General features: G+C 72.9%; 21 protein-coding genes. 8 read left to right on the top strand and 13 right to left on the bottom strand.

Annotated features, from left to right (window positions below):
• Positions 1–12: 12 nt before the first annotated feature.
• Complete coding sequence (locus Q0967_RS14640) at positions 13–1,812, bottom strand: proline--tRNA ligase (RefSeq protein WP_298751096.1); 1,800 nt, start codon at positions 1,810–1,812, stop codon at positions 13–15.
• Between the two features lie 131 nt (positions 1,813–1,943).
• A complete protein-coding gene (locus Q0967_RS14635; protein WP_298751093.1) occupies positions 1,944–3,152 on the bottom strand; it encodes a cysteine desulfurase-like protein in 1,209 nt (402 codons plus the stop codon).
• Between the two features lie 51 nt (positions 3,153–3,203).
• On the opposite strand from Q0967_RS14635, the gene Q0967_RS14630 reads away from it, so the two are divergent.
• Positions 3,204–5,264, top strand: a complete 2,061-nt coding sequence (locus tag Q0967_RS14630) for a prolyl oligopeptidase family protein (protein ID WP_298751091.1) — start codon at positions 3,204–3,206, stop codon at positions 5,262–5,264.
• A gap of 21 nt (positions 5,265–5,285) precedes the next feature.
• Here the strand turns inward: Q0967_RS14630 and Q0967_RS14625 are convergent, their stop codons facing one another.
• Positions 5,286–6,140 carry a DUF4081 domain-containing GNAT family N-acetyltransferase gene (locus tag Q0967_RS14625; protein ID WP_298751090.1) on the bottom strand — a complete coding sequence of 285 codons (855 nt, stop codon included), beginning with the start codon at positions 6,138–6,140 and terminating at the stop codon, positions 5,286–5,288.
• 154 nt (positions 6,141–6,294) lie between these two features.
• On the opposite strand from Q0967_RS14625, the gene Q0967_RS14620 reads away from it, so the two are divergent.
• The 6 genes from Q0967_RS14620 to Q0967_RS14595 all read left to right on the top strand — a co-directional run bounded on the left by Q0967_RS14620 (position 6,295) and on the right by Q0967_RS14595 (position 12,943).
• Positions 6,295–8,052, top strand: a complete 1,758-nt coding sequence (locus Q0967_RS14620; protein WP_298751088.1) for a glycerol-3-phosphate dehydrogenase/oxidase — start codon at positions 6,295–6,297, stop codon at positions 8,050–8,052.
• A 57-nt stretch (positions 8,053–8,109) separates the two neighbouring features.
• Positions 8,110–8,865, top strand: a complete 756-nt coding sequence (locus Q0967_RS14615; protein ID WP_298751086.1) for an MIP/aquaporin family protein — start codon at positions 8,110–8,112, stop codon at positions 8,863–8,865.
• 72 nt (positions 8,866–8,937) lie between these two features.
• On the top strand, positions 8,938–10,476 hold the full coding sequence (gene glpK / locus Q0967_RS14610; RefSeq protein WP_298751083.1) for a glycerol kinase GlpK: 1,539 nt from the start codon (positions 8,938–8,940) through the stop codon (positions 10,474–10,476).
• A 70-nt stretch (positions 10,477–10,546) separates the two neighbouring features.
• Positions 10,547–11,356, top strand: a complete 810-nt coding sequence (locus tag Q0967_RS14605) for a basic amino acid ABC transporter substrate-binding protein (protein WP_298751081.1) — start codon at positions 10,547–10,549, stop codon at positions 11,354–11,356.
• Positions 11,357–11,378: 22 nt separating this feature from the next.
• Complete coding sequence (locus tag Q0967_RS14600) at positions 11,379–12,173, top strand: amino acid ABC transporter permease (protein ID WP_298751078.1); 795 nt, start codon at positions 11,379–11,381, stop codon at positions 12,171–12,173.
• Positions 12,173–12,943, top strand: coding sequence for an amino acid ABC transporter ATP-binding protein (locus Q0967_RS14595; protein ID WP_298751075.1), 771 nt, complete (start codon positions 12,173–12,175; stop codon positions 12,941–12,943). Before Q0967_RS14600 ends, Q0967_RS14595 begins: the two co-directional genes overlap by 1 nt.
• Before the next feature lie 62 nt (positions 12,944–13,005).
• Here Q0967_RS14595 and Q0967_RS14590 read toward each other — a convergent pair whose 3' ends face one another.
• From Q0967_RS14590 to Q0967_RS14545, 10 genes are all read right to left on the bottom strand, one after another.
• Complete coding sequence (locus Q0967_RS14590) at positions 13,006–13,482, bottom strand: SRPBCC family protein (RefSeq protein ID WP_298751073.1); 477 nt, start codon at positions 13,480–13,482, stop codon at positions 13,006–13,008.
• Between the two features lie 14 nt (positions 13,483–13,496).
• Complete coding sequence (locus tag Q0967_RS14585) at positions 13,497–14,204, bottom strand: uridine kinase (RefSeq protein WP_298751071.1); 708 nt, start codon at positions 14,202–14,204, stop codon at positions 13,497–13,499.
• Positions 14,201–15,064, bottom strand: coding sequence for a GNAT family N-acetyltransferase (locus Q0967_RS14580; RefSeq protein ID WP_298751069.1), 864 nt, complete (start codon positions 15,062–15,064; stop codon positions 14,201–14,203). Before Q0967_RS14580 ends, Q0967_RS14585 begins: the two co-directional genes overlap by 4 nt.
• Positions 15,065–15,099: 35 nt before the next feature.
• Positions 15,100–16,275 (bottom strand): flavodoxin-dependent (E)-4-hydroxy-3-methylbut-2-enyl-diphosphate synthase, encoded by a 1,176-nt coding sequence (gene ispG / locus Q0967_RS14575; RefSeq protein ID WP_298751067.1) that lies wholly within the window; start codon positions 16,273–16,275, stop codon positions 15,100–15,102.
• A 53-nt stretch (positions 16,276–16,328) separates the two neighbouring features.
• Positions 16,329–17,651 (bottom strand): RIP metalloprotease, encoded by a 1,323-nt coding sequence (locus Q0967_RS14570; protein ID WP_298751065.1) that lies wholly within the window; start codon positions 17,649–17,651, stop codon positions 16,329–16,331.
• A gap of 13 nt (positions 17,652–17,664) precedes the next feature.
• A complete protein-coding gene (gene dxr / locus Q0967_RS14565) occupies positions 17,665–18,888 on the bottom strand; it encodes a 1-deoxy-D-xylulose-5-phosphate reductoisomerase (protein ID WP_298751063.1) in 1,224 nt (407 codons plus the stop codon).
• Positions 18,889–18,905: 17 nt separating this feature from the next.
• The gene (locus Q0967_RS14560) at positions 18,906–19,793 is read right to left on the bottom strand and encodes a hypothetical protein (RefSeq protein ID WP_298751060.1); all 888 of its coding nucleotides are present in this window, start codon (positions 19,791–19,793) and stop codon (positions 18,906–18,908) included.
• A complete protein-coding gene (locus Q0967_RS14555; protein ID WP_298751058.1) occupies positions 19,790–21,103 on the bottom strand; it encodes a hypothetical protein in 1,314 nt (437 codons plus the stop codon). The genes Q0967_RS14560 and Q0967_RS14555 overlap by 4 nt, the downstream gene beginning before the upstream one ends.
• On the bottom strand, positions 21,100–21,420 hold the full coding sequence (locus tag Q0967_RS14550) for a WXG100 family type VII secretion target (RefSeq protein ID WP_299450693.1): 321 nt from the start codon (positions 21,418–21,420) through the stop codon (positions 21,100–21,102). Before Q0967_RS14550 ends, Q0967_RS14555 begins: the two co-directional genes overlap by 4 nt.
• 107 nt (positions 21,421–21,527) lie before the next feature.
• Positions 21,528–23,444, bottom strand: coding sequence for an acetate--CoA ligase (locus tag Q0967_RS14545; protein WP_298751055.1), 1,917 nt, complete (start codon positions 23,442–23,444; stop codon positions 21,528–21,530).
• Between the two features lie 115 nt (positions 23,445–23,559).
• Between Q0967_RS14545 and Q0967_RS14540 the strand changes: the two genes are divergently transcribed.
• Complete coding sequence (locus tag Q0967_RS14540; RefSeq protein WP_298751053.1) at positions 23,560–24,771, top strand: LOG family protein; 1,212 nt, start codon at positions 23,560–23,562, stop codon at positions 24,769–24,771.
• The last annotated feature ends 3 nt before the right edge of the window (positions 24,772–24,774 follow it).

Genomic DNA, 24,774 nt, shown 5'->3' with positions numbered 1-24,774 from the left:
AGGGGTCGGTGCTCAGCCCGGGCTCGGGGCCGTGCCCCGCACCTCGGCCAGGACCTCGGTGACGCCGGCCTCGACCGGCACCTCACGGCGCTCGCCGGACCGGCGGTCCTTGAGCTCGACGACCCCGTCCGCCAGGCCCTTGCCCACCACGACGATCGTCGGGACGCCGAGCAGCTCGGCGTCCTTGAACTTCACCCCGGGGCTCACCTTGGCCCGGTCGTCGAAGATCACCTCGAGGCCCTGCGCGGCGAGCTCGGCCACCAGACCCTCGGCGTGGTCGAAGACGGCCTGGTCCTTGCCCGTGGCGACGACGTGGACGTCGGCGGGCGCCAGCTCGCGGGGCCACACGAGACCGAGGTCGTCGTGCGTCGCCTCGGCGACGGCCGCCACGGCACGGGACACGCCGACCCCGTAGGACCCCATGGTCACGGTGACGAGCTTGCCGTTCTCGTCGAGCACCCGCAGGTCCAGCGCCTCGGCGTACTTGCGGCCGAGCTGGAAGATGTGACCCATCTCGATGCCGCGCGCGAGCGTGAGCGGGCCGGCACCGTCCGGGCTCGGGTCGCCCTCGCGGATCTCGCCGGCCTGGATGGTCCCGTCGGCGGTGAAGTCCCGGCCCACCACGAGGTCGAAGACGTGCTTGCCGTGCTCGTCCGCACCCGTCACCCAGGCCGACCCCTCGGCCACCGAGGGGTCGAGGAGGTACCTGATGCCGGACTCGCGCTCCTCCCCCAGCACGCCGGGGCCGATGTACCCCTTGGCCAGCATCGGGTAGGCCGCGAAGTCGGCCTCCTCGAAGGGCCGCCAGGTGGCGGGGGCGACCTGGGCCTCGAGCCGCTTGGCGTCGACCTCGCGGTCGCCCGGCAGGCCGATGGCGAGCGGCTCGGTGCTGCCGTCGGGGTGGGTCAGCAGGACGACGACGTTCTTCAGCGTGTCGGCCGCCGTCCAGGGCCGGCCGTCGGCCCGCGGGTGCAGGGCGTTGCCCTGGGCCACGAGGGTCGCGATGGTGGGGCTGTCGGGGGTGTCCTCGACGTGGGCGGCCGGCGTCGACGCCACCGTGGCCTCGTCGACGGGCGGCGCCTGGGGCACCACGACAGCCTCGACGTTCGCGGCATACCCGGACTCCTCGCAGCGCACGAAGGTGTCCTCCCCCACCGGGCTCACGGCGAGGAACTCCTCGCTGGCCGAGCCGCCCATGGCCCCGGAGTCGGCGTGCACGACGACGTAGTCGAAGCCGAGCCGGTCGAAGATCCGGACGTAGGCCGCACGGTGCCGCTGGTAGGCCTCCTCCAGCCCGTCGTCGCCGACGTCGAAGGAGTAGGAGTCCTTCATGACGAACTCGCGGCCGCGCAGCAGCCCGGCGCGGGGCCGCGCCTCGTCGCGGTACTTCGTCTGGATCTGGTAGAGGGTGAGCGGCAGCTCCTTGTAGGAGCTGAACATGTCCTTGACCGCGAGGGTGAACATCTCCTCGTGCGTGGGCCCGAGCAGCATGTCGACGCCCTTGCGGTCCTGCAGCCGGAAGAGGTTCGGACCGTACTCGGTCCACCGGCCGGTCGCCTCGTAGGGCTCGCGCGGCAGCAGCGCCGGGAAGGACAGCTCCTGGCCGCCGATGGCGTCCATCTCCTCGCGCACCACGCGCTCCACGTTGCGCAGCACCCGCAGCCCGAGCGGCATCCAGGAGTAGACGCCCGGCGCGGCACGCCGGACGAAGCCCGCGCGGACGAGCAGCTTGTGCCCCGGCAGCTCGGCGTCGGCCGGGTCCTCGCGCAGGGTCCGCAGGAAGAGGGTCGACAGGCGCAGGGGGCGCGTCACGGCAGGGCACTCCTCGGTGGTCGGTGTGCAGGGGTATACCGGTGTCCCGGCGCTACGAGGGTACCTGCCGGGATCGGCGGGTCTCGACGGGATTTGGTGGCGGCCGTCCTCGCGTCGTCGGGGCGCCGGGGTCAGCGGGTCGAGGCCACCTCGGTCACGCCCGCCAGCAACCGGTCCACGTCGTCGGTGCTGGTGTAGGGCGCCATCCCCACGCGCACCCCACCGGCCGGCCCGAGGCCGAGACGGTGGGACAGCTCCCAGGCGTAGAAGTGCGAGGCGGGGGCGTTGACGCCGAGCCCCGCCAAGTGGCGGTGCACCGCGGACGGCTCCACGCCCTCGAGGGTGAAGAGCAGCGTCGGGGTGCGGCGGGCTGCCCGGGACCAGAGGGTCAGTCCCTCGATCCCCCGCAGGCCCTCCTCCGTGCGCTCGCGCAGGGCGTCCTCGTGCTCCTCCACCGCGGCGAAGGCGCTGGTGAGACGCTCCGGGCGGGAGGCCCCCTCGCCCCAGCCGGCGATGACGTCGACGGCCGCGGTGGTGCCGGCCAGCAGCTCGTAGGGCAGGGTGCCGAGCTCGAACCGCTCGGGGACGGCGTCGCTGGAGGGCACGAGCTTGTCGGGACGCCACTGCCCGAGCAGGCCGGGGCGGGCCGCCAGGACCCCCAGGTGCGGGCCGAAGAACTTGTACGGCGAGCAGGAGACCAGGTCGACGCCCAGCGCCTCCCGGTCCACGCGGGCGTGCGCGGCCAGGTGCACGGCGTCGAGGTGCACCAGGGCCCCGGCCTCGTGGGCCGCGTCGGCGATGGCCGGCACGTCCGGCCGGGTCCCGAGCAGGTTCGAGGCGCCGGTCACGGCGACGAGCCGGGTGCGCGTCGACAGCACCGCGGTGACGGCCTCGACCGGCAGCTCACCGGTCGAGGGGTCCGCCTCGGCCCACCGGACCGTGGCGCCGGCGGCCTCCGCGGCGAGCACCCACGGGCGGATGTTGGCGTCGTGGTCCAAGGAGCTCACCACGACCTCGTCACCGGGTCCCCAGCCCTGGGCGCGGGCCAGGGTCCGCGCGAGGTCCATCGTCAGCGCCGTCATGCTGCGCCCGAGGACGACGTCCCCCGGCTCGACCCCCAGCAGGTCGCCCAGCGCGCGGCGTGCCCCGTCGACGACGTCCGCGGCGCGCCGCTCGCTGCTCGTCACCACGCCCCGGTTGGAGATGGCGCTGGTCAGCGTCGAGGCGACCGCCTCCGCGACGGCCTGCGGGGTCTGCGACCCACCAGGGCCGTCGAAGAACGCGGTCCCGGACCGCAGGGCCGGGAACTGGGCACGGACGGCGGTGTGGTCGAACGGCATACCCGTCACCCTAGGCCGGGCCCGCGCCGGTCGTGTGATGACATGGGGCGCATGACGCCGACCCCCTCCGCCACCGACCCGCACCGCTGGCTCGAGGAGGTCGAGTCGCCCCAGGCCCTGGACTGGGTGCGCGAGCGCTCGGCGAGCAGCGAGGAGACGCTGCGCAGCAGCCCGGCCTTCCCCGGGCTGCACGACGGCATCCGGGACGCCTTGGAGGCCAGCGACCGCATCCCCCTGGTCGGCCAGGCCGGCGACCACCTCTACGGGTTCTGGACCGACGCGGAGCACCCCCGCGGCGTGTGGCGGCGCACCACCTGGGAGTCCTACCGCACCGACGACCCGCGGTGGGAGGTCCTCGTCGACGTCGACGCCCTGGCCGAGGACGAGGACGTGCCGTGGGTGTGGCAGGGGGCGAGCCTGCTGCGCCCGTCGCACGACCGGGCCCTGGTGCACCTGTCCCGCGGCGGCTCGGACGCCGGCACCACCCGGGAGCTGGACCTCGCCACCGGGCGGTTCGTCACCGGGCCCGAGGGCTTCGCCAAGCCCGAGGCCAAGGGGCGGCTGACCTGGCGGGACCGCGACCACGTCTACCTCACCACGGCCGACGACCCGACCGGCGCGACCCGTTCGGGCTACCCGCGGACGGTGCGGCTGTGGCGCCGCGGCACCCCGGTGGCGGACGCGCAGGTCGTCCACACCGTCGGTGAGGAGGACCTCGGGGTGTTCGTGCACCACGACCAGGAGCGCGACCAGACCGTGCTCACCCGGGTCCCGGCCTTCTACCGCGAGCAGGCGCTCGTCCTGACCGCCGAGGGGGTGCAGGCGCTGGACCTGCCCGAGACAGCCTCGATCTCCGTGCACGGGGACCAGGTCGCGGTCGAGCTGCGCCACGCCTGGCGTCCCCGGCCCGGGCTGGAGTACGCACCGGGCGCCCTGGTGGTGGCCCCGCTGCCGGCCGTGCTGACGGACCCGGCCACGGCGCCGTGGACCTGCCTCGTCGCCCCGGACGAGCGCTCCGCCCTGGTCGGCCTCAGCTGGACCGCCCACCAGCTCGTCACGACCACCCTGCAGGAGGTGCGGCATACCGTCCAGGCGCACCGCAGGACGGAGCAGGGGTGGGTCACCACCGACCTCACCGACGCGCTGGAGGTCGGCCTGCGGACCGTGAGCCTGTCGGCGGTCGACGACCACGAGAGCGACGACCTGTGGGTCGTCACGACCGGCTTCCTCGACCCGATGACCCTCTCCCTGGCCCATCTCGAGGAGGCCGACGAGCTGCGGCTCGAGCCCCTGCGGCACGCGCCGCGGCGCTTCGACGCCAGCGGCCTCGAGGTGACCCAGCAGTGGGCCACCTCGGCGGACGGCACCCGGGTCCCCTACTGGCAGGTGGGTCCCGCCGACCTGCCCGGGGACGGCTCCACCCCCACGGTGCTGCACGGCTACGGCGGCTTCGAGCACGCGCTCACCCCGGCCTACGACCCCATCGTCGGCCGGGCCTGGCTGGCGCACGGTCATGTGCACGTCGTCGCCGGCATCCGCGGGGGTGGGGAGTTCGGCCCGCGCTGGCACCAGGCGGCCCTCCAGGAGCAGCGCCCGCGGGCCTACGAGGACTTCGTCGCGGTCGCCCGCGACCTCGTCGCCCGCGGCGTCACCTCCGTGCCCCGTCTGGGGACGACCGGGCGCAGCAACGGCGGGCTGCTGGTGGGCAACATGCTCACCGGCTACCCGGAGGACTTCGGGGCGGTCGTCTGCCAGGTGCCGCTGCTCGACATGGGGCGCTACCACCACCTGCTGGCCGGGGCCTCGTGGATGGCGGAGTACGGCGACCCCGACGACCCCGAGCAGTGGGAGTGGCTGCAGACCTTCTCCCCCTACCAGCGCTTCGACCCCGACCGTCCGACCCCGCCGGTCTACCTCGCGACCTCGACCCGCGACGACCGGGTGCACCCCGGCCACGCCCGCAAGATGGCGGCGCTGCTGGAGGAGCACGGGCGCGACGTGACCTACTGGGAGAACACCGAGGGTGGGCACGGGGGCGCCAGCACCGCCGCGCAGTGGGCGACCTGGCACGCCCTGGCGTGGGCCTTCCTGCACGAGCGGCTCACCGGCTGAGGCGCGCCGCCGCAGCACCGCTCAGAGCAGGACCGTGGCGAAGGTGCCCGTCTGCACCATGCCGACCCGGCGGTAGGTCGCCAGGGCCGGGGCGTTGAAGTCGTTGACGTAGAGCGTGACGACCGGGGCGACGTGCCGGATGGTGTGCTCCACCACGGAGGCCATCGCGGGCGCCGCCACCCCCTGGCCGCGCCAGCGCGGGTTCACCCAGACCCCCTGCACCTGCGCCACCCCGAGCGCCACCGAGCCCAGGTCGGCCTTGAAGACGACCTCCCCGTCCTCCACCCGCACCAGCGTGTGCCCCTGGTCGACGAGACCGGCCACGGCGCGACGGTATGCCGTGGCGTTGCCGCGGTAGGGCGGGTAGCCGATCTCCTCGGTGAACATCGCCGCGGCGGCGGGGAGCACCAGGTCGACCTCCTCGGGGCGCGCCGGCCGCACCAGCGGGTCCAGCGGCACGCCGACCTCGCTCGGCAGGGCCTGCATCGTCATCACCGGCTGGTTGCGGCGCACCTCGCGCGGCTCGCCCCAGTGGCGGCGCAGCCGGCCCCACAGGTCCAGCACCTGGTCGGCCGGGCCGAAGACGGAGCTCGCGGTGGCGCGCCGCTTGACCACCGCCCCCGCCAGCGCCCCCAGCGCCCGCGGGCTCGCGCCGACCGGCACCACGTTGGCCGCGCACCAGCACAGGGCGTGCTCACCCCCGGCCTCGTAGCCGTAGAGGGGTCCACGGGTGCCGACGAGACCGCTCTCCCGGATGCGCGCGGCCACGAAGACGTTGCTCACCGGGTCCTCCGCGCACACGTCCAGAGCACGTCGGGCGTCCTGCAGACCGTAGGCGCGCACGCTCGACGTCCCGGAGCCGAGGGTGCGCAGCATGGTCCCAGCCTGCCCCACCCGTGGCGCTCGTGCGACACCGGCCCGCGCGGCACCCTCGACCAGCCCCGACGTCCGGCTCCGTGCCCTTGCGGGACAGGTCCGGGCAGGGCAGGATCGGGAGGCACCACGGGACGTCCACCACCGGAAGGCCACCATGCAGCCTCGCCCACTCGACCCCGCCAGCCGCGAGCAGGCGATCCAGACCCTCAAGGAGTCGGGTGCGGGCGGCCGACCGCTCGACGTGCTGGTCATCGGGGGTGGGGTCACGGGTGCCGGGGTGGCGCTCGACGCGGCCACCCGCGGGCTGTCCACGGTCATCGTCGAGGCGCAGGACTGGGCGTCCGGAACCTCGCAGTGGTCGACCAAGCTCGTGCACGGCGGCCTGCGCTACCTGCAGATGCTCGACTTCAAGCTCGTGCACGAGGCGCTCACCGAGCGCGGCCTGCTGCTCAAGACCCTGGCCCCGCACCTCGTCAAGCCGATGCCGTTCCTCATCCCCCTGGAGCACCGGGTGTGGCAGCGCGCCTACTACGGAGCCGGCGTCACCCTCTACGACGTGCTGGCCAACATCATGCCCGGGCGGCGTGCCCTGCCCATCCACCAGCACACCACCCGGGGCGGGCTGAGCAAGCAGTTTCCCGACCTGCGTCACGACACCGCCATCGGCGCGGTCAAGTACTACGACGCCACCGTCGACGACGCCAGGCTCGTCTCCACCCTGGTGCGCACGGCGCACACCTACGGCGCGCGGGCCGCGAGCCGCACCGAGGTCGTCAGCATCGTCAAGGACGAGCACGGCAAGGCCGTCGGTGCCCAGCTCGTCGACCTCGAGACCGGTGAGCGCTTCGAGGCACGCGCCGAGCACGTCATCAGCTGCACCGGCGTGTGGACCGACGACGTCTCGGGGCTCGCCGACACCGACGGCGGCCTGAACGTGCTGGCCTCCAAGGGCATCCACCTCGTCATCCCCCGCGAGCGCATCCAGGGCACCTCGGGCCTGTTCCTGCAGACCGAGAAGTCGGTGCTCTTCTTCATCCCCTGGTCGCGCTACTGGATCCTGGGGACCACCGACACCCCCTGGGAGCTGGACCGGCAGAACCCGGTGGCCACGGCGGCGGACATCGAGTACGTGCTCGACCACGCCAACGCCGTGCTCAAGACGACCCTCACCCGGGACGACGTCGTCGGCTGGTATGCCGGTCTGCGCCCGCTGCTGCAGCCGGGCACCAAGGAGGGCACGGACTCGGCGAAGGTCAGCCGGGAGCACACCGTCGCCAGCCCCGTGCCCGGGCTCACCGTCATCGGCGGCGGCAAGCTCACGACATACCGCGTCATGGCCAAGGACGCCGTCGACTTCGCGCTCGGCGGCAAGGCAGACGACCTGCCCTGCGTCACCGACCAGATCCCGCTGCTCGGTGCGGTCGGCGAGGCCGCCATGCGGCACCGGATGCGCGCCCTGCGCGAGCAGTACGGCTGGAGCGAGCAGATGACCGACCACCTGCTCCACCGCTACGGGTCGCTGGTGGAGGAGCTGCTGGAGCTCATCGACGCCGACCCCTCCCTCGCCCGCACCCTCGAGCACTCCAGCGCCTACCTGCGCGCCGAGGTCGCCCACGCCTGCCGCACGGAGGGGGTGCTGCACCTCGAGGACCTCATGATGCGCCGCACCCGGCTCATATACGAGGCACCCCGCAAGGGCCTGGACACGGTCCCCGAGATCGCCGAGATCGCGGCGGCCGAGCTGGGCTGGGACGAGGGGAAGAAGCAGGCCGAGATCGAGGCCTACACCGCCCGCGCCGAGGCGGAGATCGCAGCCGCCGCCGAGCCGGACGACGAGAGCGCCGCCCGGGTCCGGGACCACCTCGGTGAGGTCGCCCCGCTCCAGGCGATGGGGGCGGGCAAGGACGCCTGACCCCCGGGGGTCCCGGACGCCCGTCCGGGCCCGTGAGCACAGAAAGGATCCTGCGACGTGGGAGAGATCTTCATCTCAGAGGTGCTCGGCACGATGATGCTGCTGCTCTTCGGCTGTGGTGTGGTGGCCAACGCCATCCTCCCCAAGACCAAGGGCACCGGGGGCGGCGCGAGCGCCGCCTGGCTGCTCATCAACTTCGGCTGGGGTCTCGGCGTCTTCGCCGGTGTCTACACCGCCTACAAGTCCGGGGCGCACATCAACCCGGCCGTGACCGTGGGACTCTGGGCCAACGGGTCCGAGTTCTTCCCCGGCAACCCAGATGCTGGCCTGGCGGCCGTCGAGGCCACCTTCGGCAACGCCATGGTGTACTTCGGCGGGCAGATGCTGGGCGCCTTCCTCGGTGCCGTGCTGTGCTGGGTGGCCTACAAGCAGCACTTCGACGCCGACGGCGACCCGGCGGCCAAGCTCGGGGTGTTCTCCACCGGGCCGGAGATCCGCAACTACGGCTGGAACTTCGCCACCGAGGTGATCGGCACCTTCGTCCTGGTCTTCGTCGTCATCATGTTCGGCAACACCCCGTCCGGTCTGGGCCCGTTGGCCGTGGCCCTGCTCGTCGTCGGTATCGGAGCCAGTCTCGGCGGCCCGACCGGCTACGCCATCAACCCGGCACGTGACCTCGGTCCGCGCATCGCGCACGCCGTCCTGCCCATCCCGGGCAAGGGCACCAGCGACTGGGGCTATTCGTGGGTCCCCGTCGTGGGCCCACTCGTCGGTGGTGTCCTCGCCGGACTCGTCGCCGCCATGTACGGGTGAGACCACACGACAAACCTCTGGATCCAGTGACCGCACCCCACCCCATGCACAACGACGTGAAGGAGCGCATCCATGGCTGACTACGTCCTGGCGATCGACCAGGGAACCACCAGCACCCGTGCCATCGTGTTCACCAAGAGCGGAGAGATCCACTCGGTCGGGCAGAAGGAGCACGAGCAGATCTTCCCGAAGGCCGGATGGGTCGAGCACGACCCCGCCGAGATCTGGCAGAACACCAAGGAGGTCATCGGCATCGCCCTGGGCAAGGGCGGTATAGGCAACGACGAGCTGGCGGCCATCGGCATCACCAACCAGCGGGAGACCGCGGTGGTCTGGGACAAGACCACCGGCGAGGCCGTCTACAACGCCATCGTCTGGCAGGACACCCGGACCGACAAGGTCGTCGCCGAGCTGGCGGGCGAGGAGGGTGCGGACAAGTACAAGCACATCTGCGGGCTCCCCCTCGCGACGTACTTCTCCGGACCCAAGGTCAAGTGGATCCTCGACAACGTCGAGGGTGCGCGGGAGAAGGCCGAGGCCGGTGACCTCCTCTTCGGCAACACCGACAGCTGGACGGTCTGGAACCTCACCGGCGGCACCGAGGGGGGCGTGCACGTCACCGACGTGACCAACGCCTCCCGCACCATGCTCATGGACCTGCAGTCGCTCAGCTGGTCCGAGCAGGTGGCCTCCGACATGGGCATCCCGCTGTCGATGCTGCCGGAGATCAGGTCCTCGGCGGAGGTGTACGGCGAGAGCACCAAGCTGCACGTGCCGATCGCGGGCATCCTCGGCGACCAGCAGGCCGCGACCTTCGGGCAGGCCTGCTTCGAGAAGGGCATGAGCAAGAACACCTACGGCACGGGCAACTTCATGCTGCTCAACACCGGGACCGAGATCGTGCCGAGCGAGAACGGCCTGCTCACCACGGTGTGCTACAAGATCGGTGACCAGGACGCCGTGTATGCCCTGGAGGGCTCGATCGCCGTGACCGGTTCCCTCGTGCAGTGGCTGCGGGACAACATCGGCCTCATCTCGGACGCGCCGGAGATCGAGCAGCTGGCGCAGCAGGTCGACGACAACGGCGGTTGCTACATCGTGCCGGCCTTCTCCGGGCTCTTCGCGCCCTACTGGAAGGACGACGCCCGCGGGGCCATCGTGGGTCTGACCCGCTACGTCAACAGGAACCACATCGCCCGCGCCGCCCTGGAGTCCACCGCCTTCCAGACCCGCGAGGTCGCCGACGCGATGAACGCCGACTCCGGTGTCGAGCTGACCGAGCTGCGGGTGGACGGCGGCATGGTCGCCAACGAGACCCTCATGCAGTTCCAGGCCGACATCCTGGGGGTCGACGTCGTGCGCCCCAAGGTGGCGGAGACGACGGCGCTCGGGGCCGCCTACGCCGCCGGCATCGCCGTGGGGTTCTTCAGCGGTGAGCAGGACGTCATCGACAACTGGGAAGAGGGCCAGCGCTGGAGCCCCCGGATGAAGGACGCCGAGCGTGACCGGCTCTACCGCCAGTGGAAGAAGGCCGTGACCAAGACCTTCGACTGGGTCGACGAGGACGCCGAGGCCGCCGAGGAGGCTGCCGAGGAGGCCGACACCGCCTGACCGGCATCGATTCGGTCACGATCCGGCCCGGGTGAGCACGTCTCGCCCGGGCCGGACGTATGGTGCGCGCATGAAGAACTCCTTCCTTCCCGTGATCGCGGCCAGCGCCCTGGCCTTCTCCCTCGCCGCCTGCGGCTCCGACGACGGCGGCAGCGAGGCCGGTGGCGGCGACGCGGCCGGCGCCGACCTCGACCTCGTGACCGACGGCACCCTGACCGTCTGCTCCGAGGTCCCCTACGAGCCCTTCGAGATGGAGGACCCCGACAGCGAGTCGGGCTACACCGGTTTCGACATCGACCTCATGCAGGCCATCGCCGACGGCATGGAGCTCCAGCTGGAGGTCAAGGACTCCTCCTTCGACGCCCTGGAGTCCGGCCTGGCCCTGAACTCGGGCGACTGCGACGTCGCGGCGTCGGCGATGACCATCACCGAGGACCGCCAGGAGAACCTCGCCTTCTCCGAGGGCTACTACGACTCGCAGCAGTCGCTGCTGGTCCCCGAGGACTCGGACATCACCGGTATCGACGACCTGGCCGGCCGGCGCGTGGCCGTCCAGCAGTCCACGACGGGAGAGGCCTACGCCAAGGACAACGCCGCTGAGGCGACCATCACCGCCTTCCCCGGCAATCCAGAGATGTTCCAGGCCATCCAGGCCGGGCAGGTCGACGCCATCCTCCAGGACCTGCCGGTCAACGTGGAGAACGCACGGCAGGGCGGCTTCACGATCGTCGAGGAGTACTCCACCGACGAGCAGTACGGCTTCGCCATGCAGCAGGACAACACCGCCCTCGTGGAGGCCGTGAACGAGCAGCTGACCGCGCTGCGTGACGGCGGGGAGTACGACGAGATCTACGACACGTACTTCAGCGCAGAGGACTGAGTCGGCGCCCCGGATGCTCTCCATGACCCGCACCCAGCGCCAGCGGGGGGTACGAGTATCGCTGTACGCCCTGTTCGTCATCCTGGTCGGTGGCCTCTGGTTGGTCGCCGACCAGGAGGCGATCCGCGACAACTTCTTCATGCGCGAGGGGTTCACCGAGAACTGGCAGGCCTTCGTCACCATCGGTGCGAAGAACACCATCCTCTACACGCTCATCGCCTTCGTCGGCGGTTTCGTGCTGGCCGTGCTGCTCGTGCTCATGAAGCTCGCTCCGATCGCACCCTTCCGGTGGCTGGCCACCGCCTACATCGAGCTCTTCCGCGGGCTGCCCGCGCTGGTCGTCATCCTCTTCATGGCCTTCGGCGTGCCGATCGCCTTCGGGTGGCGGCCACCCGGAGGGACGATCGGCGCCGGTCTGGTGGCCCTCATGCTCGTGGCCGCTGCCTACATGGCCGAGACCCTCCGGGCCGGCATCGAGGCGGTGCCCAAGGGGCAGACGGAGGCGGCGCGCTCCCTGGGGATGAGTGGCCCCTGGACCATGGCCACGGTCGTCATGCCCCAGGCGCTGCGCATCGTCATCCCCCCGCTGACCAACGAGCTGGTCATCCTCATCAAGGACACGTCCCTGCTCTTCGTCGTCGGGATGGCGGCCAACGAGAAGGAGCTCACCACCATGGCGCGCGACTTCATGACCAGCGGGCCCTCGGCCGGCACCGCCACCAGTCTGGTCTTCGCCTGCCTGATGTACCTCGTGATCACCCTGCCGCTGACCCGCGTGGTCGCGTGGCTCGAGCGCCGACAGAAGAGGTCCCGCTGATGACGCCCCGGCTGCACCCGACCCAGGAGATCGACCACGGCGCGCCGGCGATCGAGGTCCGCGACCTGCACAAGTCGTTCGGCGACAACCACGTCCTCACCGGCATCGACTTCCACGTCGACGCGGGCCAGGTCGTCTGCGTCATCGGCCCGTCCGGCTCCGGCAAGTCGACGCTGCTGCGGTGCGTCAACCGATTGGAGGAGCCCACCTCGGGACAGGTGCTCATCGAGGGCATCGACATCACCGACCCCGAGACCGAGCTCGACGCCGTCCGGTCCCGGATCGGCATGGTGTTCCAGCAGTTCAACCTCTTCAGCCACATGACCGTCCTGCGCAACCTCACCATCGCCCAGCAGCGGGCGAAGAAGCGCAGCCGGAGAGAGGCCGAGGAGGTCGCCCGCGCCAACCTCGACCGGGTCGGACTGTCGGACAAGGTCGACGCCTACCCGGCCCACCTGTCCGGTGGCCAGCAGCAACGCGTGGCCATCGCCCGGGCGTTGTCCATGGACCCGGACATGATGCTCTTCGACGAGCCCACCTCGGCGCTGGACCCCGAGCTGGTCGGCGACGTGCTCGACGTCATGAAGGCCCTGGCGGGCGAGGGCATGACGATGATGGTCGTCACCCACGAGATGGGCTTCGCGCGGGAGGTCGGCGACAAGCTGGTCTTCATGGCCGACGGCGTCATCTGCGAGGAGGGCGACCCCCGCGAGGTCCTGGCGAACCCGCGCGAGACGCGCACCCAGGAGTTCCTCTCCAAGGTCCTCTAGCGACCGGGCGTCGCCTGTGGTGGTCGGCGCGACGACCACGGGCGACGCCGGTGCTGAGGGGCTCAGCGCTCGACGAGGTCCTTGAGCCGGGCCAGGCCCCGCTCGAAGTCCTTGCCGACGAGCCGGTCCATCGACAGGACCCGACCGAGCACCCGCATGACGCCGGTGTGCCGACCGGCCATGCTCCAGGTGACCAGGGTCCGCTCCTCCTCCGGCTGGGGCACGAGGTCGAAGCGGATGTCGGTGTCGGTCGGGAAGGGCTTCTCGAAGTGCAGGTCGATCTGCACCGAGCGCGGCGCCTGCGCCCCGCTGATCCGCATCGACCCGGCACCGGCCTTGGTGCTGCCGTCCCAGGCATACTCCGACCCGACCCCCGACTTGGGCCCCGAGTAGCTGCGGTGCATCCGCGGGTCCAGCGCCTCCCACGGCGACCAGTCCCGCCAGCGCCGGAAGTCGACGAGCTCGGTGAAGATCCGCTCGGGGGCCGCCCGCACGAGGATGCTGCGCGAGGCGGCGTAGGGCAGCGGCGCCAGGGCCATGCGGGTCCCTCCTGTCACTGGTCGAACCACTGGGGCTCGTCGGGGTCCGGCCAGACCAGCTCCGGCCGTTGCAGGTCGGTGTTGTCGACGATCCACTCCGGCGCCCAGGTGCGGGCCTGCAACCGGTAGAGGCGCTGCGCCTCAACGTAGCGCGCGTTCGCCGGATGCCCGGGCAGGCCGTCACCGGACACGCGGGAGCCGGGGAACCGGGCGTTGCCCCGCGGCACCGTCACCGACTCCGGCGCGGTGACCAGGCAGGTCGCGTCCCACTCGCCGCGCAGCTCCGGACGCCGCAGGAAGACCCCCTCCACGAGCAGCACGGCGTCGGAGGAGAGGGCGACCGGGTCGGCGGACACGGCTTCGTCGCGGTGGACGTCGAAGACCGCGGGCACGATGTCCTCGCCCGCCCGGAACGGCCACAGCACCGCCCGGCGCAGGGCGTCGTAATCGTAGGAGTCCTGGTAGCAGGTCAGGCCCGTGCGGCCGCGCGCGTAGCGCTCCTCACGGGGGTGGTGGAAGCCGTCCACCGAGACCGCGTGCAGCTCCCGTCCGGCCACGTGCGGGGCGAGCGCCACCAGCTCGGCCGCCAGCCGTGTCTTCCCCACCCCGTCCGGGCCGTCCAGGGCGATGACCGCGCGCTCCCCCGGGCGGACGGCGAGCATGAGCCCGAGCAGGTCGACGAGGACGAGCTGGCGCAGCGGCAGGAACCCGGGAGCAGTCACCTGCTCAAGGGTATGCGGTGGGTGTCGCCCCACTCCATGTAGACGCCGTTCTCGAGCAGCGTGGCGTCCGGCGGCGGCGGCTTCTCGACGAACCCGAAGGTGCGGTAGAGCGACCGGGCACGGGTGTTGTCGGCGCTCACGTCCAGCCAGACCCGGCGCACCCCGGGGCCGACCAACGCGTGCTCCAGCAGGTGGCGCAGGAGCAACCGGCCCAGTCCTTGACCCCGGCCCTCCGGGGCCACGACCATGCGGCGGATCTCCACGACGTCACCACCGCTGACCCCGACGAGGATGCCGAAGGCGATGACCCGGTCGAGCCGGTCGACGAGGACCCAGTGCTCGAGGTCCGGGTCCTGCAGCGCCTGCTCGTGCCAGTCGTGCCCGCCCTGGCCGAGGAAGGGGCTGGTGTCCATCGCCTCCTCGAAGCTCACCACGGCCCCGAGGTCGCTGCGGCGGGTCCGCCGCAGGTGCGACCCCACGACCAGACCACCGCGGTCCCGGCCCAAGGGGCGGTCCCGCACGTGCGGCGAGCCGCTGGCCCGCGGGGTCGTGATGACGATCATCTCGAGGTCGTCGTCGCCGTCGTTGCGCATGAAGTGCCGGGTGCGGGGCGGCACCTCGATGCCGGACTCCGGAGGCACCTGCACCTCGCGGCGCCCGAGCGTCATCGTGCCGGTGCCCGCGAGCACGTAGAAGAACTGGCGGCCCCGGTCGTGGGTGTGCGGCTGGGCGGCGGTGCCGGACGGCATGTGCTCGTGCACCACGGTCAGGTCGGTGCGGTCCACGAGGTGGAACGCGCGGCACACCTCGTGCCACGTCGACTGGCGGGCGGTCTGCCGGCTGATGGGGTCCGGTGCCATGACCAGACGTTACCCAATGGCCAGGTGCCGGCGCGTCACCCGACGGTGACGGTGGCGCCGGTCGCCGAGCCGGCGCCGTCCTCGGGCTCGCCCATCTCCTCGGCGATCCGCATGGCCTCGTCCAGCAGGGTCTCCACGATCTGGCTCTCGGGCACGGTCTTGATGACCTCGCCCTTGACGAAGATCTGTCCCTTGCCGTTGCCCGAGGCGACCCCCAGGTCGGCCTCCCGGGCCTCGCCCGGGCCGTTGACGACGCAGCCCATCACGGCCACCCGCAGCGGCACCTCGAGGCCCTCCAGGCCCGCGGTGACCTCCTCGGCGAGGGTGTAGACGTCGACCTGCGCCCGCCCGCACGAGGGGCAGGAGACGATCTCCAGCTTGCGCGGCTTGAGGTTGAGGCTCTGCAGGATCTGGTTGCCGACCTTGACCTCCTCGACAGGCGGGGCGGACAGCGAGACCCGGATGGTGTCGCCGATGCCCTGCGACAGCAGCGCCCCGAAGGCGACCGAGGACTTGATGGTGCCCTGGAACGCCGGGCCCGCCTCGGTGACCCCGAGGTGCAGCGGCCAATCGCCCCGCTCCGAGAGCATCTCGTAGGCACGCACCATGACGACCGGGTCGTTGTGCTTGACCGAGATCTTGAAGTCGTGGAAGTCGTGCTCCTCGAAGAGGCTCGCCTCCCACACCGCGGACTCCACGAGCGCCTCAGCGGTCGGCTTGCCGTACTTGTCCAGCAGCCGCTTGTCCAGCGACCCGGCGTTGACCCCGATGCGGATCGAGACGCCCGCGTCCTTGGCGGCCCGCGCGATCTGCTTGACCTGGTCGTCGAACTTGCGGATGTTGCCCGGGTTGACCCGGACGGCCGCGCACCCGGCGTCGATCGCCGCGTAGACGTACTTGGGCTGGAAGTGGATGTCGGCGATCACCGGGATCTGCGACTTCTTCGCGATCGCCGGGAGTGCGTCGGCGTCGTCCTGGCTGGGGCAGGCCACGCGCACGATGTCGCACCCGGTCGCCGTGAGCTCGGCGATCTGCTGCAGCGTCGCGTTGATGTCGGTCGTCGGCGTGGTCGTCATCGACTGGACCGAGATCGGGGCGTCGCCGCCCACCTCCACCTTGCCCACCTTGATCTTGCGGGTCGGGCGCCGGGGCGCGAGGACGGGGGGCGGGGCGGAGGGCATACCGAGCGAGATGGGGACACCAGCAGTCATGCGCCTATTGTCGCACCCCGGGCTGGTGTCTCCCTGGGTGACCGCTGGGCGCGTCAGCCGATCTGCACGGGGCGGACGATGTCGGCGTAGATGAGCAGCACGGTCATGCCCAGGAGACCGAGGGCCACGGCATACGCGACGGGCAGGGCGGCAGCCGTGTCCACCGGGCCGGGCGCGGGTCGGCGCAGCACCCGCGCCCAGGTCTTCTTCACGCCCTCCCACAGGGCCCCGGCGATGTGCCCGCCGTCCAGCGGCAGCAGGGGGATGAGATTGAAGACGAAGAGCGCCATGTTGAGCGAGGCCAGCAGGGACACCAACAGCCAGAACCGCTCTTGGGCGGTCTCCACCAGGCCGTTCAGCCCGTCGTGGGTGACCTCGCCGGCCACCCGCCCGACCCCGACGACCGACATGGGTCCGTTGGGGTCGCGCTCCTCGGCGCCGAACGCGGCCTGCGCCACGTCCACCATGCGCTCCGGCAGGGTGAGGACGATCCCCGCCGTCCCGGTGAACATCTCCCCCACGACGGGCGGGACCGAGGTGAGCGGCTGCGGCTCGTTGACGACGGTCGGGGAGGCGCCCAGGAAGCCGACCTCCCCGTAGACCAGCTCCCCCTCGTCGTCCAGCACCGGCTCCCCCTCGGCGGTCACGAGGGGTCGCTCCCGCAGCACCAGGTCGGCGGTGAGGGTCTGGGCGCTGCCGTCGCGCTCGACGACGAAGGTCGCCTGCTCGCCGGCGTTCTGGATGGCGTAGGTGGTCGAGGCCCAGTCCTCGACGGGGGTGCCGTCGACGGAGACGATGGTGTCGCCGACCTCGAACCCTGCCTCGGCCGCCGGTGAGGCGGGCTGGCCGTCGCAGTCCTCGTCCGCCACGTCCGTGTTGGCGCAGGCGGCCACCTGGCTCACGGTCGGCGTCCCGACGGAGAGGCCCTGCACGGTCAGCAGCAGGGTGATGAGCACGGCGCTGATCGCGAGGTTCATGAGGGGACCACCGGCCATGACGACGATGCGCTTCCAGACGGGCAGCCGGTAGAACACGCGGTCCTCGTCACCGGGCCCGACTTCCTCCAACGACTCCTCCCGGGCCTGCTCGACCATGAGGTGCAGCGGGTTGGAGCTGCTCGCCCGCAGCCGGCCCCCGTCGCCCGCGCGGGGCGGGAACATCCCGATCATCCGGATGTAGCCGCCGAGCGGGATCGCCTTGACGCCGTACTCGGTCTCCCCCCGGGTGCGGGACCAGAGCGTGGGGCCGAAGCCGACCATGTACTGGGTCACCCGGACCTTGAAGAGCTTGGCCGGGACGAGGTGACCGATCTCGTGCAGGGCGATGGAGACGGCGATGCCCACGAAGACCACGAGCACACCGAGCAGGTAGAGCATGCGAACCTCCTCCTCAGCCCCGGCCGGGGGACTGGATGCGGTGGGCGGCGGCACCTCGCGCCCACGTGTCGGCGGCCAGCACCTGGTCCACCGAGAGATCAACACCTGCGGCGCCGGTGGAGTTCCCGGCATGCTCCTCCACGACCGCGGCCACGGTGTCGACGATGCCGGTGAAGGGCAGCATGCCGGCGTGGAACGCGGCGACACACACCTCGTTGGCGGCGTTGTAGACGGCCGGGAAGGTGCCGCCCTCCTGACCGACCTGACGAGCGAGCCTCACCGCGGGGAAGGCCTCGTCGTCCAGCGGGATGAAGTCCCAGCTGGTGGCACGGCCCCAGTCGCAGGCCGGGGCGACGTCGGGCAGGCGGTCCGGCCAGGCCAGCCCGAGCGCGATGGGGATGTGCATGGTCGGGGGCGAGGCCTGCGCGATCGTCGAGCCGTCGACGAACTCGACCATGGAGTGCACGACCGACTGGGGGTGCACCACCACGTCGATGGCGTCGAACGGGATGTCGAAAAGCAGGTGGGCCTCGATGACCTCCAGGCCCTTGTTGACCAGGGTCGCCGAGTTGGTGGTGACCACCTGCCCCATGTCCCAAGTAGGGTGGGCCAGCGCCTGCTGCGGGGTGACCTGCGCCAGCTCGTCCCGGGTCATGCCGCGGAAGGGTCCCCCGCTGGCGGTGAGCACCAGCCGGCGCACCTCGTCCGCCCGCCCGGACCGCAGCGCCTGCGCGATGGCGCTGTGCTCGGAGTCGACCGGCGCGATCTGCCCGGGCGCGGCGGCACCGGTGACGAGGCGGCCGCCGACGATGAGGGACTCCTTGTTGGCCAGGGCGAGGGTGCTGCCCGCGCCCAGCGCGGCGAGGGTCGGGCGCAGGCCGATGCTGCCGGTGACCCCGTTGAGCACGACGTCGGCCCCTGCACCCGAGACCTGCACCACCCCCTCGGCCCCCGTGAGGACCTCGGGCCGGTATGCCGGCCGCCCCGCCGCGCGGGCGGCCTCCGACAGGGCCTCCTTGAGGTCGGCGCCCACCGCGCCGTCCTCCCGGGCGACGGCCACCTGCGGGACCTCGAGCTCGACGGCCTGGGCCGCGAGCAGCCGCAGGTCGCTCCCCCCCGCCGCCAGGGCCTGCACCCGGAACCGGTCGGGGTGCGCGCGGACGACGTCGATGGCCTGGGTGCCGATCGAGCCGGTCGAGCCGAGGATGGTCAGGGTGCGTGCGCTCACACCGGTCATTGTGCCTGCCGGCGCCGTCAGCCCGGCGCGTGGCGGGGCAGCGGCACCGGCTCGACCACCCGCGACACCCACTCGCGCACCAGCGCACGCAGCGCGTCCGGTGACGTCGGGGCGAAGGTCAGCCTCGGCGGTGCGGCGGGACGGTCGTCCAGGACGCCTGCCGTGGACGGACCCTCTCGCGGCGTGGCGGGGGCCCAGGCGACGTGGCAGCCCGACTCCCCGACGGCGAGCAGGACCGACTCCTCGGTCCCCGAGCCGGGGCGCGCGAGCGTGAGCTCGGCCAGCAGGCCCGCCCCGAGCGCGGCCGCCGCGGCGTCCGGATCCTCCGGGTCCAGCACCACCGGCTCACCCCGACCCGCTCGCGCGTCCGGGGGCAGCACCGGGGCGAGGGCCTCCTCGGCCAGCTGTCCCGGGTCGACGAGCAGGTCCAGCCCGTGCCACCCACCCGCGTGCAGGTCCTCGACCACGCCACCGGCCGCGACGAGGTGCAGGAGACGTAGGTCAGGGCGGTCCTCGGCCCCGGCGAGCCGCCGTTCCACGACGAGCAGGGCCTCGGCGGCGACCCGGACGTCGAGCATGACCAGCACGAGGTCGGTGAGCGCGGTCCCGGCCGTGAGCGCGCCGTCGGCGTCGAGCAGACCTCTACCCTGCAGCGACAGCAGCGCCTCGGCACGGGCCGGCCGGGGCCGCTCCTGGGCCGCAGGGGGGCAGGCGCGCGGTGTCGGGCCGGTGACGGTGCCGAGCCGGGCAGCACCCTCGTCGAGAGTGGCGGGGTCGAGCGACCGGTCGTGCGCGTCCTCGAGCAGCTCGAGCTCGACGGCTGTCACCACCAGGACCGGCCCACCCGGGAGGCCGGGACCGGGCGGGGTGGTCCCGGTCTCGGGCCGGGCGTCCAGGTCGCTCACGGGAGCCACCGCCCGAGGCGCACCGGGCCGGGCAGCACGGGCGCACGGACGACCGGCATGAGCAGCGGGTCGCCCGCCCTGCGCCACCACTCGCGGACCGGCTCCGTCCCGGGAAGGCGACCGACGAGGCGGTCGACCAGCTCGCGGGAGGGCAGCCGCACCCTCCCCGCGGGCAGCCCCACGACCCGGTGGCGGACGCCGGCGGGTCCGAGGAGGCTCTCGCGAACCCCCCGCAGCCGACTCAGGGCCCGCTGCGACGCGACGGCCACCCCTCGACCGGTCCGCTGCAGGAAGGGCGGGCCGTGCCTCCGGGCATACCGGACGAGGGCCGAGCCACCGTCCCAGGCGGCGTTGCCCAACGACCAGGCCGTCCACGCCGTGAGGAGGCCGACGCCGACCCCACCGACCACGGGGTGGACGAAGGTGCCCGGCACCACCATGAACCCTCCGACGATCCCGGCGGCAGCGAGACCCCTCGTCACCTCACCCCGCCACCCGGCGTAGCCACCTCCGTCGCGCACGTCGCCCCACGCCCCGAGCCAGGCCGTGACCAGGCGGTGCGGCCCCGGCACGAGCGCCACCCGCCCGAGGACGGCCCCTCCGCGGACCCGCACCAGGGCACGCAGCCGGCTCAGCGCGTGCGCGGCCCGGCGCAGCGCCTGCCGCCGCACGTCGGCGGCCCGGGACCAGCGGGCCCGCGCCAGCTGGACGACGACCTGGGTGGTGCGGACGACCCGCTCACCGGTCCCCCAGGCATACCCGAACGCCTCCACGGCCTTCCTGGGCGCGGTCGCCAGGTCGCGCATCTCCCCGAGGACGTCCCAGGCCTGCGCCACCCGGCGAGCGGTGCCGCGCTCCTGCTCCCGGAACTCGTCCTCGGCGGCGGCGACCCGGCGCCGGGCGAGCGCCTCGTCGTGCTGGAGCTCATCGATCCGGCGCCGCCGGAGCAGCTCGAGCCCGGGCTCGGGCTGCGGTCCCGGGAGCTGCAGCGCCAGGACCTCGGCCCGGGCCCGCTCGGCCCGCCGGGTCCACCGGTGCACCTCCTGGGTCGCCACCCGTGCCGCGGCCGCACAGTCCAGCACGGCCGCCGCCGCCTCCCGGGGCGGGGCTGCCGCCGCGCGGGTGACCCGGTGCACGGCACGGGCCCGAGCGACGGCCTGCCAGGCGGCGAGCCCGGACCACCCCGGCTCCTGCGGGACGCCGCTCAGCAGGCGGTCGGCCGCGACCTCGATCTGGTCCCCCGCCGCCCGCAGCCGCCGCGCCGCCCGCTCCATCTCCTCCGGCGACGTCCTCAGCACCGAGGTGCTCACGGCACCAGCCCCGTCCTGGGCCCGCGGGCCCACCCCCCGGCCAGGGACCTCTCCAGCTCGAGGTAGTCGGCCCGCGCCTGCCGCACCGCCCGCGCCAGCGACTCCCCCTGCCCGGCGACCTCGCGGAGCCCCGAGCGCCAGCGACCGGAGGCGTCGGTCGCCGCCTGGCTGAGCAGACCCCCGCCGGCCGCCGCGGACACGCTCACCAGGGCGCGGGCGAGCCCGTCGGCGACCTCCTCCAGCGCTCCCCCGGCCGCGTCCAGCTCCCCGGCCGCGGCCCGCAGGTGCTCGGCGTCCACGCGCACGGCATACCCCATGTGTGCTCCCCCTCGGTCTCACGCCGCGCCCGTCAGGCCCGGCTGACACCGAGGCTAGGACAGCCGCCGCCGCCCCGGGGAGAGTTGTCCACAGGTCGCCGGGGCGGTCACCCCCGGAGCACCGGCCGCAGCTCGTCGAGGACCGCGACGTCCTCGATCGTCGAGGGCACCATCGGGGTGTCGCCGTCCGCGATCTGACGCATGGTCCGGCGCAGGATCTTGCCCGACCGCGTCTTGGGCAGCGCCTCCACGACGTCCACCTGGCGCAGGGAGGCCACGGGACCGACCTCGGCCCGGACCCGGGCCACGAGCTCCTCCCGGAGGCGTTCCTCTGCGGCCTCGTCCGGGTCGATCCCGGACTTGAGCACGACCAGGGCGCGGGGCACCTGCCCCTTGAGCTCGTCGGCCACGCCGATGACGGCGCACTCCGCGACCGCGGGGTGCCCGGCCAGCGCCTCCTCCAGCGCGCCCGTGGACAGCCGGTGACCCGCGACGTTGAGCACGTCGTCGGTGCGGCCCATGACGAAGACGTAGCCATCCTCGTCGACGTAGCCGCCGTCGCCGGACAGGTAGTACCCGTCGTAGGCGGACAGGTAGGAGGAGACGTAGCGCTCGTCGTCCTGCCACAGCGTGGGCAGGGTGCCGGGCGGCAGCGGCAGCCGCAGGCAGATCGCGCCCTCCGTGCCGGCGGGCACCTCCTCGCCCCGCTCGTCCAGCACGCGCACGTCGTAGCCGACGGTGGCCGGGCCAGGGCTGCCGGGGCGGATGTCGAGCAGCGCGCCGTCGGGGCCGACCGGGTTGATGGCGATCGGCCAGCCGGTCTCGGTCTGCCACCAGTTGTCGACGACCGGGACGCCGAGGTGGTCGGACGCCCACTGCCAGGTGTCCGGGTCCAGGCGCTCGCCGGCGAGGAAGAGCGCCCGCAACGTGGAGAGGTCGTGCCCGGGGACGAGCTCGGCGTGCGGGTCCTGCTTCTTGATGGCCCGGATCGCGGTCGGGGCGGTGAACGCCGCGACCGCCCGGTGCTGGGCGATCATCCTCCAGTAGGCACCGGCGTCGGGGGTGCCGACCGGCTTGCCCTCGAAGAGGATGGTCGTGGCCCCGGTGAGCAGCGGGGCGTAGACGATGTAGGAGTGCCCCACCACCCAGCCGACGTCGGAGCCGCACAGCCACGCCTCCCCCGGCTGGACGCCGTAGAGGTGGGTCATCGACCAGCGCAGGGCGACGGCATACCCCCCGCTGTCGCGCACGATCCCCTTGGGCCGCCCGGTCGTGCCGGAGGTGTAGAGGACGTAGAGCGGGTCCGTCGCCTGCACGGGGACGCACGCCGCCGGGGCGACGGCGTCGGGGTGCATGAGGCTGGCCCAGTCGAGGTCGCGCTCCCCGAACTCGCAGGTCAGCTGCTCACGCTGGAGGATGACGCAGTGGTCGGGCTGGTGCGCCGACCGCGCGATCGCCTCGTCGAGCATCGGCTTGTAGGGCACCACCCGGCTCGGCTCGATGCCACAGCTCGCCGAGACGACGACCGTGGGGCGCGCGTCCTCGATGCGCGCGGCGAGCTCGGCGGGCGCGAAGCCCCCGAACACCACGGAGTGCACCGCACCGATGCGGGCGCAGGCCAGCATGGTGATGACCGCCTCGGGGACCATCGGGAGGTAGACGACGACACGGTCGCCCCGGCCCACCCCGAGGTCGCGCAGCACGCCGGCGAAACGCGCCACGAGGTCGAGCAGCTCGGCGTAGGTCCAGCTGCGGACCGTGCCCGTGACCGGGCTGTCGTGGATGAGGGCCGTCTGGTCGGCGCGACCGTGCACCACGTGCCGGTCCAGGGCGTTGTAGCAGACGTTGAGGGTCCCGTCCGGGAACCAGCGGTAGAACGGGGCACCTCCGGTGTCGAGGACCTCGCGCGGCCGGTGGATCCAGTCGATGTCGCGCGCCGCCTGCTCCCAGAAGGCCCGGGGGTCGGCGAGGCTGGAGGCGACCTGCTCGCGGTAGGCCTGCTGCGGGGTGGCGTCGCTGCTCATGGGGCCATCACACACCCCCGGGGCGGCCGCGCGCCAGGGCCGGGCGCCGGGCGGTCGTCGGCGCGCGACGGGCGGTGCGGGGGGCCGTGGACGTCGGCCGTTAGGGTCCCTCGGTATGCAGCAGCGCCAGCGTCCGGTGAGCGAGCAGGTCTGCGACTGGCCGGTCGGTGCGGGCGAGACGTCCGAGGTGCGCTACGGCCGCGTCGAGCCGCACCCGTGCGAGGACGACCGCGAGGTGGAGGACCCCGGCACCTGGGGGCGCTGGCTGCGGACGGAGGGCCCGCTGCCGCCCCTCCGCGTCCAGGGCGTCGACCTCACCCTCGACCGGGAGCTCCTGCTGGCCCGCGACGACCTCGGCGACCTGGTCGTGCTCGGTGGCCGGCTGGACGCGGAGGTGGAGACGCACCTGCGTCGGGCCGGAGCCCTGGTCTTCCCCGCCGCGCCGCACGCACCCGTCGACCCCTACCGCGCCCACCTCTACACCGCCCAGGAGCTCTACGCCGGGGTGGAGGAGCACGGCTACGAGCGCACCCCGGACGCGCGCGCCTACCGCTGGTTCGAGGACGCGACCGTCCGCCACGACGCCTACGTCACCGCGTTGCGGGCGATCCACGACGACGCCATGACCGACGCCCTCGTCGCCGCGCTGGGCGGCCGCAGGGTCGTCGGGGTCATGGGCGGGCACGCGCTCCGACGTGGGAGCGAGGACTTCGCCGCAGCCGCCCTGCTCGGCCACCGTCTGGCCGCTGCCGGCGCCGTGGTCCTGACCGGCGGAGGTCCGGGTGCCATGGAGGCGGCCAACCTGGGCGCCTGGGCCGTCGACGAAGGGCTGCTCGACCACGCCCTGCAGGTGCTGGGGGCCGTGCCCGACTTCGCACCGGACATCGGGGCCTGGGCGCTACCGGCGCTGCGGCTTCGGGCCGAGGCCGGGACCGGTGACGCCAGCGGCCCCCTGCGGCTGCGCAGCGTGGGCATCCCCACGTGGTACTACGGTCACGAACCGCCCAACGCCTTCGGCCAGCTCATCGCGAAGTTCTTCTCCAACGCGCTGCGCGAGGACCTGCTCCTCGCGCAGTCGCAGCACGGCCTCGTCGTCCTGCCCGGGGCGGCCGGGACCGTGCAGGAGGTCTTCCAGATGGCGACCCGGCTCTACTACGAGGTGGACGCCGAGGACGGGCTCACCCCCCTGGTCCTGGTGGGCCGGGAGCACTGGACGACCCGGCTGCCCGTGTGGCCGCTGCTGGAGGCGCTGGCCGCGGACCGACCGATGGCGGGTGCCCTGCACCTGGTCGACACCGTCGAGGAGGCTGCGGACCTGCTCCGCTGAGGT

The sequence above is a fragment of the uncultured Serinicoccus sp. genome, assembly GCF_947500995.1.
GTDB lineage: Bacteria > Actinomycetota > Actinomycetes > Actinomycetales > Dermatophilaceae > Ornithinicoccus.
This window is presented reverse-complemented; position numbering and strand designations above follow the sequence as displayed.